The organism is Erythrobacter sp. HKB08, assembly GCF_004114695.1.
GTDB lineage: Bacteria > Pseudomonadota > Alphaproteobacteria > Sphingomonadales > Sphingomonadaceae > Parerythrobacter_A.
Genome location: NZ_CP035310.1, coordinates 2,319,300 through 2,335,684, shown reverse-complemented (window position 1 = coordinate 2,335,684; position 16,385 = coordinate 2,319,300). Strand labels below are relative to the sequence as shown.

12 protein-coding genes and 1 tRNA gene are annotated in these 16,385 nt (G+C 65.8%); 9 read left to right on the top strand and 4 right to left on the bottom strand.

The features are described from left to right. On the bottom strand, positions 1-579 hold the full coding sequence (locus EO245_RS11300; protein WP_128893022.1) for a NifU family protein: 579 nt from the start codon (positions 577-579) through the stop codon (positions 1-3). A 97-nt stretch (positions 580-676) separates the two neighbouring features. Between EO245_RS11300 and EO245_RS11295 the strand changes: the two genes are divergently transcribed. The 7 genes from EO245_RS11295 (at position 677) to EO245_RS11265 (ending at position 10,201) form a co-directional block, all read left to right on the top strand. Then, the gene (locus tag EO245_RS11295) at positions 677-3,658 is read left to right on the top strand and encodes a pitrilysin family protein (RefSeq protein ID WP_128893021.1); all 2,982 of its coding nucleotides are present in this window, start codon (positions 677-679) and stop codon (positions 3,656-3,658) included. A 111-nt stretch (positions 3,659-3,769) separates the two neighbouring features. Continuing rightward, entirely contained in the window at positions 3,770-5,146 is a 1,377-nt protein-coding gene (locus tag EO245_RS11290; protein ID WP_128893020.1) for a class II 3-deoxy-7-phosphoheptulonate synthase, read from the top strand. A 168-nt stretch (positions 5,147-5,314) separates the two neighbouring features. Beyond that, the gene (gene egtB, locus EO245_RS11285; RefSeq protein ID WP_128893554.1) at positions 5,315-6,550 is read left to right on the top strand and encodes an ergothioneine biosynthesis protein EgtB; all 1,236 of its coding nucleotides are present in this window, start codon (positions 5,315-5,317) and stop codon (positions 6,548-6,550) included. Next, positions 6,547-7,533 (top strand): L-histidine N(alpha)-methyltransferase, encoded by a 987-nt coding sequence (gene egtD, locus EO245_RS11280; protein ID WP_128893019.1) that lies wholly within the window; start codon positions 6,547-6,549, stop codon positions 7,531-7,533. Before egtB ends, egtD begins: the two co-directional genes overlap by 4 nt. Positions 7,534-7,564: 31 nt before the next feature. After that, complete coding sequence (locus tag EO245_RS11275; protein WP_199798651.1) at positions 7,565-8,521, top strand: NAD(P)/FAD-dependent oxidoreductase; 957 nt, start codon at positions 7,565-7,567, stop codon at positions 8,519-8,521. Between the two features lie 48 nt (positions 8,522-8,569). Further along, entirely contained in the window at positions 8,570-9,247 is a 678-nt protein-coding gene (locus tag EO245_RS11270) for a TIGR02281 family clan AA aspartic protease (protein ID WP_128893018.1), read from the top strand. 42 nt (positions 9,248-9,289) lie between these two features. Next, on the top strand, positions 9,290-10,201 hold the full coding sequence (locus EO245_RS11265; protein WP_128893017.1) for a DUF1499 domain-containing protein: 912 nt from the start codon (positions 9,290-9,292) through the stop codon (positions 10,199-10,201). 143 nt (positions 10,202-10,344) lie between these two features. Here the strand turns inward: EO245_RS11265 and EO245_RS11260 are convergent. The 3 genes from EO245_RS11260 to yghU all read right to left on the bottom strand — a co-directional run bounded on the left by EO245_RS11260 (position 10,345) and on the right by yghU (position 12,762). After that, positions 10,345-10,419: transfer RNA gene (locus EO245_RS11260), tRNA-Gln, on the bottom strand. A 47-nt stretch (positions 10,420-10,466) separates the two neighbouring features. Next, on the bottom strand, positions 10,467-11,846 hold the full coding sequence (locus tag EO245_RS11255) for an MFS transporter (protein ID WP_164931311.1): 1,380 nt from the start codon (positions 11,844-11,846) through the stop codon (positions 10,467-10,469). A 64-nt stretch (positions 11,847-11,910) separates the two neighbouring features. Beyond that, complete coding sequence (gene yghU, locus EO245_RS11250; protein ID WP_128893015.1) at positions 11,911-12,762, bottom strand: glutathione-dependent disulfide-bond oxidoreductase; 852 nt, start codon at positions 12,760-12,762, stop codon at positions 11,911-11,913. A gap of 176 nt (positions 12,763-12,938) precedes the next feature. Here yghU and EO245_RS11245 point away from each other — a divergent pair, with 176 nt between their 5' ends. Further along, positions 12,939-13,961 carry a DNA topoisomerase IB gene (locus EO245_RS11245; protein WP_128893014.1) on the top strand — a complete coding sequence of 341 codons (1,023 nt, stop codon included), beginning with the start codon at positions 12,939-12,941 and terminating at the stop codon, positions 13,959-13,961. A 291-nt stretch (positions 13,962-14,252) separates the two neighbouring features. After that, positions 14,253-16,310, top strand: coding sequence for an NAD(+) synthase (locus EO245_RS11240; RefSeq protein WP_128893552.1), 2,058 nt, complete (start codon positions 14,253-14,255; stop codon positions 16,308-16,310). The last annotated feature ends 75 nt before the right edge of the window (positions 16,311-16,385 follow it).

Here is a 16,385-nt window from a genome sequence, read left to right as displayed (position 1 = left end):
TCAGGCTGCGCGGACTTCAACGACCTCGGGCACATAATGTTTCAGCAGGCCTTCGATGCCGTGCTTGAGCGTCGCGGTGGAGGAGGGGCAGCCCGAGCATGCGCCCTGGAGCGTCAGGTAGACGATGCCGTCCTTGAAGCCGCGATAGGCGATATCGCCGCCGTCGCCCGCGACTGCCGGGCGCACGCGGGTTTCGAGCAGTTCGTTGATCTGCGCGACGATATCCGCATCGTCCGGGTTTTCCTCGACCATCAGATCGTCTTCGGCCGGAACGGAAATGCCTGCGGCGGTGCCACCGGCGAACAGCGGGGCCTCGGATACGAAATGGTCGAGCAGGATAGCGACGACCTGCGGCTTGAGGTCGGTCCAGCTAACGCCCGGTGCGGCAGTCACGCTGACGAAATCACCGCCGAAGAAGACGTTGACCACTTCGCCGGTATCGAAAATCGCCTGCGCCAGCGGGCTCGCCTCGCCATCTTCGGGGGTCGCGAATTCGCGCGTGCCCGAGGGCATGACCTGGCGGCCGGGCAGGAATTTGAGCGCGGCGGGGTTCGGGGTGGTTTCGGTCTCGATGAACATGGCAGCGCATCTAGGTAGCGCGGGGCGGAGGGGCAAGCGCGCATTGCTTTTGTGGCATTCACTATCCCTTCAGACCTCGGCGCACTATATTTGCCCCATGACAGTCAAACCGCGCGCCATCCGGCGTATTTCCGCTTTCGCCGCAATCACCCTGCTCGCCACCAGCCTGCAGGCGCAGAACGTTGCCCCGCTTCCCACGCAGCAGGCCGAGCCGCTGCCCGCGCCCAAGGCGCTGCAGACGGGCGAGGAAACGCCGTGGATCTACGAGGGCAGCGATGTCCCGCGCGACCGCGAATGGCTGTTCGGCGAGATGGACAACGGGCTGCGCTATGCCGTGCGCGACAATGGCGTGCCGCCGGGACAGGTCTCGATCCGTATCCGCATCGATGCCGGCTCGCTCCACGAAACGGACAGCGAGCAGGGCTTCGCGCATCTCCTCGAGCACCTGTCTTTCCGCGAGAGCAAGTATCTCGGCGTTTCGGAGGCGATCCCGACGTGGCAGCGTCTCGGCGCGACCTTCGGCAGCGACACCAATGCCGAAACCAGCCCGACGCACACGGTCTACAAGCTCGACCTGCCCGGCGCGACGCCGGAATCGCTGGAGGAAAGCTTCAAGTTGCTTTCGGGCATGATCCGCGAACCGGTCCTCTCGGAAGCCAACCTCAAGGCGGAAGTCCCCATCGTGCTCGCCGAAAAGCGCGAGCGCGGCGGCGCGCCGCTGCGGGTCGCGGAGAAATCGCGCGAGACGCTGTTCGCCGGCCAGCGCCTTGCATCGCGCCTGCCGATCGGGCGCGAGGAAACGCTGCTCGGCGCAAGTGCGGAAGCGATGCAGGCATTCCACGAACGCTGGTATCGCCCTGAAAACACCGTGATCGTCGTCGCAGGCGATGCCCCGCCGACGATCTTTGCCTCGCTGGTCGAGAAGTATTTCGGCGACTGGCAAGGCAAGGGCGAGCCGGTACCGGCTCCCGATTTCGGTGATCCGGTCGCACCGGTAGGTGCCGCAGGCGACCCGCCGGTGGGCGAGACGGTCGTCGTGGTCGAACCCGACCTGCCGCGCACAATGACCTATGCCATCATGCGCCCGTGGCGGCAGGTGCAGGACACCATCGTTTATAACGAGGGCCTGCTGATGGATTCGCTTGCCCAGGCGATCATCAACCGCCGCCTCGAAGCGCGTGCGCGCGCCGGGGGCTCGTTCCTCTACGCACAGGTCCAGCAGGACGACGTGAGCCGCTCGGCCGATGCGACCTTCGTTTCCTTCGCGCCGCTCGACAACGACTGGCAAACTGCCATGCGCGACGTGCGCGGAGTGATCGCCGATGCGCTCGCGACCCCGCCGACGCAGGAAGAGATCGACCGCGAAGTTGCCGAGTTCGAAGCGATCTTCGTCAGCAGTGTCGAACAGCGCGCCGTCCAGGCGGGTTCGCGCCTCGCCGACGACATCGTCAACGCGGTCGACATTCGCGAGACCGTCGCTGCGCCGGAAACCGTGCTCGAGGTGTTCCGCGGGATGACCGCCAAGATCACGCCGGAAGCCGTGTTCGAGCGCACCAAGGGCCTGTTCGAGGGCGAGGTGACGCGCGGCTTCTACGTCACGCCGGCCATCGGCGAGGCGGAAGCGGGCGATCTCAAGCTGGCGCTCGCGAGCGAAGTCGCCGCCGATCCCAATGCGCGGCTGGCCGCCAAGTCCATTTCCTTCGACGAGCTCCCGCCGATCGGCGAGCCGGGCGAGGTCGTCTCGCGCCAGTCGATCGGCCTGCCGGAAATCGATCCGGGTATCGAGCGGGTCGAGTTTTCCAACGGCGCCAGCGCGATCCTGTGGTCGAACGATGCCGAACCGGGCCGCGTGGCGGTCAAGATGCGCTTCGGCGCAGGCTACCGCGCATTCGAGCAGGACGATGCCGTCTATATCGCGCTCGGCCAGCAGGCGCTGGTCAGTTCGGGCATCGGCGAACTGGGGCAGGAAGAGCTAGACCGGATCACCACCGGTCGGCGCATGGGTCTCGAATTCGGGATTGACGATGCCGTCTTCACCCTGTCCGCCCAGACGCGCGCTGCCGACCTTGCCGACCAGCTCTACCTGTTTGCAGGCAAGCTTGCGATGCCGGGCTGGGATCCCAATCCGGTGCTGCGCGGCAAGGCTGCCCAGCGCCTGAGCTATGAAAGCATGGAAACGAGCCCGGGCGGCGTGCTCGGCCGCGACCTCGAATTCATCCTCAACGACCGCGACCGCCGTTTCGCCGCGCCGTCGCTGGCCGAAATCGAGGCGGCGACACCCGAAGGTTTCCGCGAAGTGTGGGAGCCGCTGCTCGCGCAGGGCGATGTCGAAGTGCTGATCTTCGGCGAGTTCGACAAGGAAGAGGCGCTCAAAGCGCTCAAGCGCACCATCGGCGCGCTTCCGCCGCGCGTCGAAATTCCTGCGGACATGGCAGCGAAGGTGCCGAGCTTCCCCGACGAGACGGGCGAGCCGGTCATCCTCACCCATCGCGGTGACGACAACCAGGCGGCAGCCGTCGTGGCATGGGAGACCGGTGGCGGCTTCGCCCGCGTGCAGGAATCCCGCCAGCTCGAAATCCTCGTGAACCTGTTCAACAACCGCCTGATCGACGCGATGCGCGAACGGGCGGGGGCGAGCTATTCGCCGCAGGTGGGCTCGCGCTGGCCGACCGAGATCGAGGCGGGCGGCTCGATCACCGCCATCGCGCAGCTGCAGCCCAAGGACGTGCCGATCTTCTTCGAGGCGGCCGAGGCGATCGCGCGCGATCTCGCCACGAACCCGCCCGGAGCGGACGAGCTGGCGCGCGTGACCAGCCCGCTCGACCAGGCGATCCGCCGCGCATCGACCGGCAATACTTTCTGGCTCTACCAGCTGGAAGGTTCGACCGACGATCCGCGCCGCGTGCCTGCCGTGCGCACGCTGCTCGGCGACTATACCCGGACCACGCCGGAAAGGATGCGGGCTCTCGCGGAACGCTATTTCGGCAGCGGCGAGGGGCTCAAGATCGCGGTCATCCCGCAGGGGCAGGAGCTCGCATCGCAGCCGACGGGCGGTGTGGACGGGCTGCTCGGGCGCTAAGCCACGCTTGGCGCGACCGAACCATTCCTGTCCTTGCGCGCAGGCGCGGCGTTTGCTCTTCTACCCATGAGGGCGTATCTGCGCGCCCCGCAGACAAGTTAAGGCGAAGACGTGGCAAATAATTGGCAACCCGATAGCTGGAAATCGTTCGAGGCACGGCACCTGCCGTCCTATGACGATGCGGCGGCGCTGGCCGCTGCGGAAGCGACGCTTGCCTCCTATCCGCCGCTGGTCTTCGCAGGCGAAGCGCGCGCGCTGAAGCGCGACCTCGCCGAAGTCGCGGCGGGCAAGGCGTTCCTGCTGCAGGGCGGCGACTGCGCGGAAAGCTTCGCCGAATTCCACCCGAACAACATCCGCGACACCTTCCGCGTCATCCTGCAGATGGCCGTCGTGCTGACCTTCGCGGGCAAGCTGCCGGTGGTGAAGGTCGGGCGCATGGCCGGCCAGTTCGCCAAGCCGCGCAGCTCGGACACCGAAACGCAGGGCGATGTAACGCTGCCGAGCTACTTCGGCGACAATGTGAACGGCATCGAGTTCGATCCGGCGCAGCGCCGCAACGATCCGGAGCGGATGGTGAAGGCCTATTCGCAGGCTGCCGCGACGCTCAACCTGCTGCGCGCCTTCGCCGGCGGCGGCTATGCGAACCTGCGCCAGGTGCACCAGTGGACGCTCGACTTCATGGGCCGTTCGCCGTGGGCGGACAAGTTCGCGGAAACCGCCGACCGTATCAGCGAAGCGCTCGACTTCATGGAAGCGTGCGGCGTCGATCCGGCGACCGTCCCGCAATTGCAGGGCACGAGCTTCTACACCAGCCACGAAGGGCTGCTGCTTCCTTACGAGCAGGCGCTGACCCGCGAGGATTCGCTCAACAGCGGGCAGTGGGTCGATACCAGCGGCCACATGATCTGGATCGGCGACCGCACCCGCTTTGAAGGCAGCGCGCATATCGAATTCGCGCGCGGCATCATCAATCCGCTCGGCGTGAAATGCGGGCCGAGCCTCGATCCCGACGTGCTGCTCAAGCTGCTCGACACGCTCAACCCTTCGCGCGAAGCGGGGCGGATCACGCTGATCGCGCGCTTCGGCGACGACAAGGTCGAACAGGGCCTGCCGCCGCTGGTTCGCGCCGTGACCCGCGAAGGCCACCCGGTGGTGTGGAGCTGCGACCCGATGCACGGCAACGTGATCAAGTCGAATTCCGGCTACAAGACTCGTCCCTTCGATCGGATCATGAACGAGGTGCGCGGCTTCTTCGACGTACACCGCGCGGAAGGCACGCATCCGGGCGGCATCCACCTCGAAATGACCGGGCAGGACGTGACCGAATGCGTCGGCGGCGCGGTGGCGATCAGCCACGACGCGCTGGGCGATCGCTATCACACCCATTGCGACCCGCGCCTCAACGCCGCGCAGTCGATCGAGCTGGCCTTCGCCATCGCCGAAATGCTGCAACTCGCAGCGAAGGAGCAGCAGGCACAGGCCGCCTGACGATTGCGCAGGCAGGGCGGCGCGGAACCGCGCCTGCCGGGCCGCGTATCATTCTCCTGGGACCGTTTCCGGTAGCGGGTCTTTAAAAAGACTTGTGATTACGCCATGTTGGCGTGGCCGGACGCGACAGGGAGATCGAGCGTGCCGACTGCCACTGCCGAATTGCCGATGCCGCGCGGCGGCTCGCTTGCCGATCGCTATCGCGCGACGCGTGCGCTGACCGAAGCGCTGCTTGCGCCGCTGTCGGATGCCGATGCGACCATCCAGTCGATGGAGGACGCATCGCCCGCGAAATGGCACCTCGGCCATACCAACTGGTTCTTCGAGACTTTCCTGCTGCGCGACCATGCGGGCGGTTACGCGCTGCATGACGAGCAGTGGCCGTTCCTGTTCAACAGCTATTACGAGGCGGAAGGATCGCGCATTGCCCGCTTCTCACGCGGGATGCTTTCGCGTCCCACCGTCGATGCGATTCTTGAATGGCGCGCCGTGGTGGACGATGCGATGGAAGCGCTGCTGGACGATCCCGCGCTTGCCGAACTGATCGAGCTCGGCATTGCGCACGAACAGCAGCACCAGGAACTGCTGCTGACCGATATCAAGCACGCCCTCTTCCAGAACCCGCTCGGCCCGGCGATGTTCGAGGAGCGGGTTGCAAGCGCCTCGCACGGGCGCGCCTTGGGCTGGCACGAGCATCCCGGCGGCATCGCCATGATCGGCCATTCGGGCGAGGGCTTTGCCTACGACAACGAAGGTCCGCGCCACCGCGTGCTGCTCGAGCCTTTCGCGCTCGCCGACCGGCTGGTGACCAATGGCGAGTGGCAGGAATTCATCGACGATGGCGGCTATAGCGAACCGCGCCACTGGCTGTCCGACGGCTGGACCTGGGTCCAGCGCGAGGGCATCTCGGCGCCGCTCTACTGGCACGAGGGCGAGCAGTTCAGCCACTACGGCTGGGTAGAGCGCGATCCGCACGCGCCGGTCACCCACATCTCCTATTTCGAGGCCGATGCCTATGCGAGCTGGGCGGGTATGCGCCTGCCGACCGAATTCGAATGGGAAGCCGTCGCGCGCGGACAGGGCGACAGCCCCGAACCCGCGCACGATCCGGCCGGCGGCAACCAGCTGGCCGACACGCTCCACCTGCTGCCCGAAGGCGGCGGAGGGCTGTTCGGCGATTGCTGGCAATTCACCCGCTCGGCCTACCTGCCGTACCCTCGCTTCCGGATCGCCGAGGGCGCGGTGGGCGAATACAACGGCAAGTTCATGAGCGGGCAGTTCGTCCTGCGCGGCGCAAGCTGCTCGACCGTGCGCGGCCATTCGCGCCCGAGCTACCGCAATTTCTTCTACCCCCACCAGCGCTGGCAGTTCACCGGACTGCGGCTCGCGAAGGATATTCGATGAATTCCAAGAAGGGTCTCGCCCTTGTCGACCTCGATGCCGACGGTGTCGACCGGGCCTTCCGCGCCGACGTGCTGGAAGGGCTGTCCGAGCCGCAGAAAGCGATCCCCGCACGCTGGCTCTACGACGATGCCGGGTCGCAGCTGTTCGAGGACATTACGCAGGTGGAGGAATATTACCCGACCCGCGCCGAGACAGAGATCCTGCGCGATCGCTGCGCCGATTTTGCGAGCGCCATCGGCCGTGGCCGCGCGGTGGTCGAATTCGGCAGCGGATCCTCGGTCAAGACGCCGCTGCTGCTGAAATGCATCGAGCCTGCGGCTTATGTCCCGCTCGACATTTCGGGCGACTTCCTTCGCTCGGCGGCAGCCGACCTCTCCGCCAAGTTTCCGGGCCTGCCGGTCCATCCGGTCGAGGCGGATTTCATGCGCCGGGTCGAATTGCCGTCGGAAGTGGCGGACATGCCCAAGCTCGGCTTCTTCCCCGGCTCGACCATCGGCAACATGGTTCCGCGCACCGCGGTCGACCTGCTGCGCACCATGCGCGAGACGCTGGGCGAGGGTTCGATGCTGCTGATCGGCATGGACCTGATCAAGGACCGCGCCGTGCTCGAAGCGGCGTATGACGATGCGAAAGGCGTGACCGCCGAGTTCAATCTCAACCTCGCGCGGCGGATCAATCGCGAGCTCGACGGTACTATCCCGGTCGAGAAACTGCGCCACGAGGCGCGCTGGAACGACGACTTCGCGCGCATCGAAATGCATCTCGTAGCTCTCGAAGATATCGCGTTCGAGGTCGCCGGACGCAGCTTCACGATGGAGGCGGGCGAGACGATCCACACGGAGAACAGCCACAAGTTCGGCAAGCGCAGCGGGAATGCTCTGCTGCTCGCCGGGGGCTGGACCCCGGTAGAGCGCTGGCTTGACAACAGGGGGCTGTTCTCGCTCATCCTGGCCGAGGCGACCATTCCGCGCAGCGCGCCCTGAAACCTTCCCTTTGCGCGCGCGTTGGCGCGGCATGGACGGAAAATCGATAGACATTGCCATCATCGGCGGCGGCATGGCCGGCCTCGCCTGTGCAACCGAACTCGCCTGCGCCGGACATGCGCCCGTGGTCTTCGACAAGGGACGCGGGCCCGGCGGACGCATGGCGACACGTCGCGCGGAAGTGGGCGGCGAGACCCTGCGCTTCGATCACGGCGCGCAATACTTCACCGCGCGTGATCCCGATTTTCTCGCGGCGGTCGAGGCTTGGGAGCAGGCGGGCGTCGTCGCGCGCTGGCCGGCCGCCGGGGACGAGGCCTGGGTCGGCACGCCGGGCATGAACGCGCCGATCAGGGCGATGGCGGACGACCTCGACGTCCAATGGGGCACGCGCATCGAGAGGATCGAACGCGGCGATAATGACTGGACCCTGCATACGGAGAGCGACGTGCTGCACGCGCGGACCATCATCTGCGCCATCCCTGCCGAGCAGGCCGCCGTGCTGCTGGAGAGCGCCGCGCCTCATCACGCTACGCTCGCCGCCGGATCGCAGTCGGACCCGTGCTGGGCGATCATGGCGCACTTCCCGCAAGCGCTCGCGATCGAAAGCGACACGCTGCGCAGCAAGACCGGACCGATCGGCTGGGCCGCGCGCAACGGCGCAAAACCGGGGCGCGATGGCAGCGAGAGCTGGGTCGTGCATGCCTCGCCCGACCGCTCGCGCGAAATCCTCGAATGCGAGCAGGAGGAAGCCGCGCGGCTCGTCCTTGCAGACTTCTTCGAGTTCGCGGGTATCGCGCCGGTGGAGCCCGATCACCTTGCCGCCCACCGCTGGCGCTATGCGCAGGCCGATCCGGTCGGCGATGCGCCGTGCCTGTGGGATGCAGGCGAGCGCCTCGGCGTATGCGGCGACTGGCTGGTGCAGGCGCGGGTCGAGGGCGCCTTCAAATCGGGCCTTTCGCTCGCGCGGGCCATCCTCGGCACTCGCTGATGCGTGCGGTTCATGGACGGGCAGGGGGCCGCTCCCTATATTGCCTGCATGGATGAATCGCAGATCATCGAGGCCGTCTCGGGCGTCATCGCGGAAGTGCCGCGATCGGGCCTGCTGATCGCCACGATTGCCGCAGTCCTCGTCGGCTGGGTCGGTGCGATCATGGCCGGGCGCGACATGGCGTTCGGCCGCTTCATCCGCGGTGCGAGCACTATGGTGCTCGGCGGCATCCTGATCCTCGTCGTGCTGCAACTGTCGCGCTTCGACCCGCGCCTCGAAATGGCCGTTCCGCAGGTTGGCCTGCCCGAACAGGTGGTCGAGGGCGGGGAAACGCGCATCCCGATGGCGCGCGACGGGCATTTCTGGCTGCAGGCCGAGGTCAATGGCGAGCCGGTCAATTTCATGATCGATACCGGCGCGACGCTGACTGCCCTGTCGGACCGGACCGCAAGCCGCATCGGCCTCGAGCCGCGTCCCGGCGGCCTGCCAATCCGCCTCAATACGGCGAACGGCACGATCTCCGCCAAGGTCGCGACGGTCGAGGAACTGCGCTTCGGCAATGTCGCGGCGCGCGGGCTCGACGCGGTCATCGCGCCCAATCTGGGCGATACGAACGTCATCGGCATGAACCTCCTCTCGCGGCTCAAGAGCTGGCGGGTGGAGGACAACACGCTGATCCTCGTGCCCAACAATCCGCAGCCTGCGGTGGAGTGGAGCGAGTCTTAACGCGCTTGCCGTGACGCGCGCGCTGCGGCATCAATCGCGTCCATGACCAAACGCGCCCGTTTCGCCCGCCTTGCGCTCGCCCTCTCGGTGCTGAGCATCCTGTGGTTCGCCATCGCCATGTTCGGCGCCACCGCCGGGCTTTGGAAGCCGCTCACCGGTTTCTCGACCCTGACGATGAGCGCCATGCGCCCGATCGCGCCGCCCAGCCTGCCGCTGCCGCTGCTGCCGACGCTGCTCGGGGTGATCGCGCTCGCCGCGCTTGTCGCGACGCTGGCGAAGAAGCCGCGCACGGGCTGGTTCTCGGCGCTGGTCGCGCTGGCGATCCCCGTGGCGCTGTTCGCCGGGCTGATCGGCCTCCGCAACCAGGCGCAGAGCGTGCCGTTCATCCATGACGTCGCGACCGACACCGCCGATCCGCCGCAGTTCTCCGACGAAATGGTCGCCGCGCGCGAAGCCGACGAGGCGAAGAACGCGCTCCACCCGTTCGACGTGCCGCTCGACACGCTGGAGGAATACCAGGGGCAGGAATCCGTCGCGGGCAAGACGCTCGCCGACCTGATCGCCACGGGTTACCCCGATCTCGACCTCTCGACGCTCTATGTCGAAGAACCGGTCGACGAGGTCGTCGCGGTGATCGAGGCCGCGATGGAAATGCGCGGCTACAAGAACATCACCGCCAATGCCGAGACGGGCATAGTCGAGGGGACCGACAAGGTATTCTGGTACGGCTTCCTCGACGACGTGGTTGCCCGCGTGCGACCGACCGAGAACGGCTCGAAGGTCGATTTCCGCTCGACCTCGCGCGTGGGCCTGAGCGACCTCGGCGTGAATGCCGAGCGCATTGCAGACCTGCGCCAGGCGACGCTCGACCGCCTGACCTCGCGCATGCCGAGCGAGGCGCCGGCGATCGAAGAAGCCGCAGAGGCCGACGCCGAGAGCGACGAAGCCGAATAAGCGAAAACTCGTCCGGGAAAGGCTGGCTGGGGTGGCAGGATTGCCGCCTCCGGCGTCGCCTGCGCGCTGACGCGCTTCGGCTTCGACCTGCAATCCCTGCGGGAGCAGGTTCGATCCTCAGCTGACAATTGTTCGGGAAAGGCTGGCTGGGGTGGCAGGATTCGAACCTGCGCATGGCGGTACCAAAAACCGCTGCCTTACCGCTTGGCTACACCCCAGCAGCGGGCGCTCCCTATAACGCGTCAAACCGGCTTGTGAAGGCCCGTCAGGCGTTTTCTGCGCGGCGAATGCCGAGGTCGGCCTCGACCCGCGCAATCGTTTTGTGGTCGAGGCGGTAGAACAACATCGCGATCATCGCCGGGACGAGCGACAGGGCGGGGATGACCGCGAAGGACAGCTCGATCCCGAGCATGGCGGTCTCGCTCTGCACCTCGCCCGCGACGAAGCCCGTCAGGTCGAGCACGAAGCCCGGAACGGCCGAGCCGAACGCGATGCCTGCCTTCACCGCGAAGATCGACGCGGCGACAACCAGCCCGGTCATCTGCAGGCCGGACTTCCAGTCGACGAACTCGGCAATGTCGGTGAACATCGAGAACGACATCACCATCAGCAACCCGAAGCCGATGCCGACGAACAGCTGCGCGAAGGTTTGCGGCACCACTGCGTCGATCGGGAAGAGGTAGAACGCGAGAATGCCCGCGACCTTGAGCATGCCGCCGAAGAGGATGATGTCGCGCTTCTCGAACCGGCGCTGCAGCAAATTGCCGAGGACCACGCCGCTAACCTGCCCGAGCGCGAGCGCGGTGTAGAACAGCGCGACCCGGTCGAGGAACAGCAGCACCGGCGTGCCCTGATCCTGCGCGACGTATTTGAACCAGAACAATGCGCTCCCGGCGCGCGAAGCGATCGCGAGAACGCCGAGGATCGCTGCTATGGCGAGCGCGATCCATGGCGGGGTGCGGACGAGTGCGGCGAGGTCCTGCCTGATCGATCCGCGCTGCGGAGCCGGCGGGATGCGCTCCTTCGTCGTGAAGAAGGTCGTGAGGATGCAGAAGACCGAGAAGGCGGCAATGCAGCTCATCGTCAGCAAGATGCCAAGTGCCTCGTCGCCGCCGCCGAGCTCTCGCACCATCGTCGTGCCGAGGATGCCGATCGTGATACCGGCCAGCGAGGAGAAGACCATGCGATAGGCGGTGACGCTCGCCCGTTCGTGCGCCGAGGGCGAGATCACGCCGAGCAGGCCGGAGTAGGGCACGTTGACCGCCGTGTATGCGAGCATCGCCAGCGTGTAGGTCGCATAGGCCCACACCAGCGTCATCGCCGGACTGAGGTCGGGCGCGGCGAAGACCAGCGCGCCGCATGCGCCGAAGGGCAGCGCTCCCCACAACAGATAGGGGCGGTAGCGGCCCCAGCGCGTGCGCGTGCGGTCCGCGATCGCGCCCATCATCGGGTCGGTCACGGCATCGACCAGCTTGGTCAGGAACAGCATGAGGCCGATGGCCGCGGGTGCCAGCCCTCCGAGGTCGACGAAGAAATAGAGCAGGAAGAAGCCGAAGAAATTGAGGTAGAGGCCCGACGACAGGTCCGCGACGCCGTAGCCCAGCTTTTCGCCGATCCCGATCTTCTCGTGCGACCTCTCGGCCAAAGGCTTCTCCTCAAGTCCGAGAGGAAGCGATGCGGGCGTTGCTGTCAACCGCCCGCGCCGCCGGTCAGATTTTCTTGCCTTCGAAATCGGCGGCCGAGTGGCGCTCGAGCAGTTGCTCGTCCTCCTCGCCCCAGGCCTTGTTGACGATGCGGCCGCGGCGCACGGCCGGGCGGTCAAGGATTTCGCGCGCCCAGCGTCCGACATGCTCGTATTCGTCGATCGAGAGGAAGGTCTTCGCGTCGTTGTAGATCCCGCCGGTCACAAAGGGTGCGAGCCACGGGAAGGTCGCGATGTCGGCGATCGTGTATTCGTCGCCGCCGAGATATTGCGACCTGGCGAGACGCTGGTCGGCGACGTCGAACAGGCGCTTGGTTTCCATCGCGTAGCGGTTGATCGGGTACTCGTATTTCTCCGGCGCATAGGCGTAGAAATGGCCGAAACCGCCCCCGATGAAGGGCGCGCTGCCGACCTGCCAAAACAGCCAGCTCAGCACTTCGGCGCGCGTGTGATCGGTTGGCAGGAAGGCGCCGAACTTCTCGGCGAGGTGCATCAGGATCGCCCCGCTTTCGAACACGCGAACGGGTTCATCGCCGCTGCGGTCGAGCATGGTCGGGATCTTGCTGTTGGGGTTGAGGTCGACGAAGCCGGAGGTGAACTGCACCCCGTCGCCGATATTGACCGTCCACGCATCGTATTCGGCATCCGAAAAACCGGCTTCGAGCAATTCCTCGAACATGACCGTCGCCTTCACCCCGTTGGGCGTGGCGAGCGAGTAGAGCTGGAAGTCGTGTTCGCCGACCGGCAGGTCCTTGTCCTCGCGCGCACCGGCGGTCGGCCGGTTGATGCTGGCGAAGCGCCCGCCGTTCTCGGCATCGTGGGTCCAGACCTTGGGCGGGGTGTAGGTGGGATCGGCCATCGTCGTTTGCGCTCCTGTCGGCTTGGCTGTGCAAGGCTGTTCGACTTGGGGTGGCGGTTTGCTACCGCAAGCGCAAGCGCGCGCAGGATTGCTTTCAGGCCGGGTGGCCGAACTTCACGGGAGCAAATTGCGACGAACCGAAGGAACCGGCTGCGCTTTCAGGCAGTTGATGCGCCATGGCGTCTGACCCTTCCGATCTCATCTTCGTCGATGACAGCCTGCCAGGCATCAGCCGCAAGCGCTCGGGCACCGGCTGGTCCTATTACGATCCCAAGGGAGCGCTTATCAAAGACAGCAAGGAGCGCGACCGGCTCAATGCGATCGCACTGCCGCCTGCCTATACCGACGCATGGTTTTGCCCCGCGCCGAACGGTCACATCCTCGCCACCGGCTATGACGACAAGGGGCGCAAGCAGTACCGCTACCACCCCGATTTCCGCGTCATGAAGGAAGGCGAGAAGTTCGACGGGTGCCTCGCCTTCGGCGAACTCCTGCCACTTGTGCGCAAGCGGGTGGAAGAAGACATCAAGGGCGACCGTCCCACCCGCGAGCGCGTGCTGGCGGCTGTCGTGCGCCTGCTCGACATGGGCTTCGTGCGGATCGGCAACCAGATTTACAAGAAGACCAACAAGAGCTTCGGCGCGACCACTCTGCGCGACCGACATGCGCTGATCGAAGGCGACACGGTGCGCTTCCACTTCGTCGGCAAGGGCGGCAAGGAACGCGACGTGACGCTGGTCGACGAGCATTTGGCGCGCGCGGTGCAGGATGCGCGCGACGTGCCGGGACAGCACCTGTTCCAGTACTACGACGCCGACGGAAACCGCTGCGAACTCTGCAGCAGCGACGTCAACGCTTACCTGCGCGAAACAATGGGCGAGGAATTCACGGCCAAGAACTTCCGCACCTGGCACGCCAGCGTCCTCGGCTTCGGCCTGCTGTGCGAGGCGAAGGAGGAGCCGACGATCAGCGCCATGCTGGAGGAAGTTTCCGACAAGCTCGGCAACACGCCCGCTATCGCTCGCAAGAGCTACATCCACCCGGCGGTGATCGACATTCTCTCGCGCAGCAACGGCTTCGAGGAATGGCGCGAGGGTCTGGTCCTTCCGCGCAAGACGAAATACCAGACGCGGCACGAACGCGGGCTGATCGAATTGCTGCATGAAGCGCCCGCCGCGCAGGAATTGCTCGCAGCCTGATTGACCGCCGGTATCCTTTCAGGATACTAGAGGTGCATGCATAAGGCCGGCCAGAAAATCCGCCATTGGCGCGAGGCGAAAAAGCCGCCGCTTTCGGCGGAAGAATTCGGCGCGCGCTATGGCGAGCCGAAGCCCTGGCCGAGCCGAACGGTCTACGGCTGGGAGGCGAAGGGCAAGATCGCCCGCGCCGCCGTGCAGAAACGCCTCGCCGATCTCGGTATTTGCGAGCCAGCCGACTGGCTCGAACCGGCGGACCGAACCACGCCTCGCAAAGCGAAAGGCCCCTCGCGAATGAGCGACACCCATCCGTTCTACGATTTGCATACCCACGGCTTCGTCCGCGTCGCGACGAGCACGCCCAAGGTGCGCACCGCCGACGTGGCCTACAACGCCGAAGGGATACTCGAGGAAGCGCGCAAGGCGGACGCGCAGAACGTCGACCTGCTGCTCTATCCCGAGCTGTGCCTGTCCTCCTACGCGATCGACGATTTGCACATGCAGACCGCGCTGCTCGAAGCGGTCGAGACGCATCTGGCGAATATCGTCGAGGCAAGCCGGGAGATAGCGACCGTACTCGTCATCGGCGCGCCGCTGCGCCGCAACGGCCGGGTCTACAATTGCGCGCTGGCGATCTGCCGCGGCGAAATCCTCGGCATCGTGCCCAAGAGCTTCCTGCCGAACTACCGCGAGTATTACGAGAAGCGCTGGTTCGCGCGCGGTCACGAATGCATCGGGCTGACACTCGACATCTGCGGGGCGAGCGTGCCCTTCGGGACCGACGTGATCTTCGCCCATCCGACCATCCCCGGTTTCAGCTTCGGGATCGAGATTTGCGAGGATTACTGGGCTCCGAACCCGCCCGGCATCCGTGCCGCGCTGGCCGGTGCGACCATCGTCCTCAACCTCTCGGCCTCCAACATCACCATCGGCAAGTCGGACGAGCGCCACCTGTTGTGCCGTGCAAGCAGCGCGCGCGGCGCGTGCGCCTATGCCTATTCGGCGAGCGGCTATGGCGAGAGCACGACCGACATGGCGTGGGACGGGCAGGGCATGATCTTTGAACTTGGCGACGAGCTGGTCGAAAGCGTGCGCTTCGACCGCCGGCCCGAACTCTGCATCGCCGATGTCGACTGCCAGCGCATCCTCAATGAACGCATGCGGATGGGCACGTTCAACGATGCCGCCGAAGCCGATGGCAGGCCGGAAGACTGGTATCGCACGGTCAGCTTCGACCACGAACCGGCAGGCGGCGATATCGGGCTAGAGCGCCCCGTACGGCGCTATCCCTTCGTGCCCAACCGCCAGCACAAGCTGGACGAGGATTGCTACGAGGCGTTCAACATCCAGGTCTCCGGCCTCATCCGCCGGATCGAGGCGACCAACCCGAAGTCGCTCGTTATCGGCATTTCCGGCGGGCTAGACAGCACCCATGCGCTGATCGTCGCGGCCAAGGCATGCGACGAGCTTGGCCTGCCGCGCACTACGATCCGCGGCTATACCATGCCGGGTTTCGGCACTTCGGATCTTACCAGGTCGAACGCGTGGAAGCTGATGGAAGCGCTCGGCATCACCGCCGAGGAAATCGACATCAAGCCGACCGCGACGATGATGCTGGAGAACATCGGCCACCCCTTCGCCGATGGCGAGCCGGTTTACGACGTGACCTTCGAGAATGTGCAGGCGGGCCTGCGCACCGATTACCTGTTCCGCCTGTCGGGCCAGCATGGCGGCTGGGTTATCGGGACGGGCGACCTTTCCGAACTCGCGCTCGGCTGGTGCACCTATGGCGTGGGCGACCAGATGAGCCACTACAACGTCAATTCGGGCGTGCCGAAGACGCTGATCCAGTATCTCATCCGCTGGACCACCACGACGCACCAGTTCGACGATGCGACCGATGAAATCCTGCTCTCGATCCTCGATACCGAGATTTCGCCCGAGCTCGTGCCCGCCGGTGCGGACGGCGAAATCCAGAGCACCGAGAGCACCATCGGCCCCTATGCGCTCAACGACTTCTTCCTCCACCACATCATCCGCTGGGGGCAGAAGCCGAGCCATGTCGCCTTCCTCGCCTGGCATGCATGGCACGATGTGAAGGCGGGCGAATGGCCCGAGGGTTTCCCGGACGAACGCAAGGGCGAATACGACCTCGCGACGATCCGCCACTGGCTCGAGAAATTCCTCTGGCGCTTCTTCCAGTTCAGCCAGTTCAAGCGCAGCGCGCTGCCGAACGGGCCGAAGGTGAGCGCGGGCGGGGCGCTCTCGCCACGCGGCGACTGGCGCGCGCCGAGCGATGCCGTGGCCGATCTCTGGCTGCAGGAACTGAAGGACGGCCTGCCCGACAGCTGAGCGGGCAAAAGCGGCAAAAGTGTCGGCTTTTTCCAAGTCGCGACCCCCGCCATGTGAAATATCATGTGTTTGGGA

Coding starts and splice junctions, on each gene's coding strand:
- EO245_RS11265 (WP_128893017.1), top strand. CDS start 9,290: ATGACCAAACGCGCCCGTTTCGCCCGCCTTGCGCTCGCCCTCTCGGTG.
- EO245_RS11245 (WP_128893014.1), top strand. CDS start 12,939: ATGGCGTCTGACCCTTCCGATCTCATCTTCGTCGATGACAGCCTGCCA.
- EO245_RS11275 (WP_199798651.1), top strand. CDS start 7,565: ATGGACGGAAAATCGATAGACATTGCCATCATCGGCGGCGGCATGGCC.
- egtB (WP_128893554.1), top strand. CDS start 5,315: ATGCCGCGCGGCGGCTCGCTTGCCGATCGCTATCGCGCGACGCGTGCG.
- yghU (WP_128893015.1), bottom strand. CDS start 12,762: ATGGCCGATCCCACCTACACCCCGCCCAAGGTCTGGACCCACGATGCC.
- EO245_RS11295 (WP_128893021.1), top strand. CDS start 677: ATGACAGTCAAACCGCGCGCCATCCGGCGTATTTCCGCTTTCGCCGCA.
- EO245_RS11300 (WP_128893022.1), bottom strand. CDS start 579: ATGTTCATCGAGACCGAAACCACCCCGAACCCCGCCGCGCTCAAATTC.
- egtD (WP_128893019.1), top strand. CDS start 6,547: ATGAATTCCAAGAAGGGTCTCGCCCTTGTCGACCTCGATGCCGACGGT.
- EO245_RS11270 (WP_128893018.1), top strand. CDS start 8,570: ATGGATGAATCGCAGATCATCGAGGCCGTCTCGGGCGTCATCGCGGAA.
- EO245_RS11240 (WP_128893552.1), top strand. CDS start 14,253: ATGAGCGACACCCATCCGTTCTACGATTTGCATACCCACGGCTTCGTC.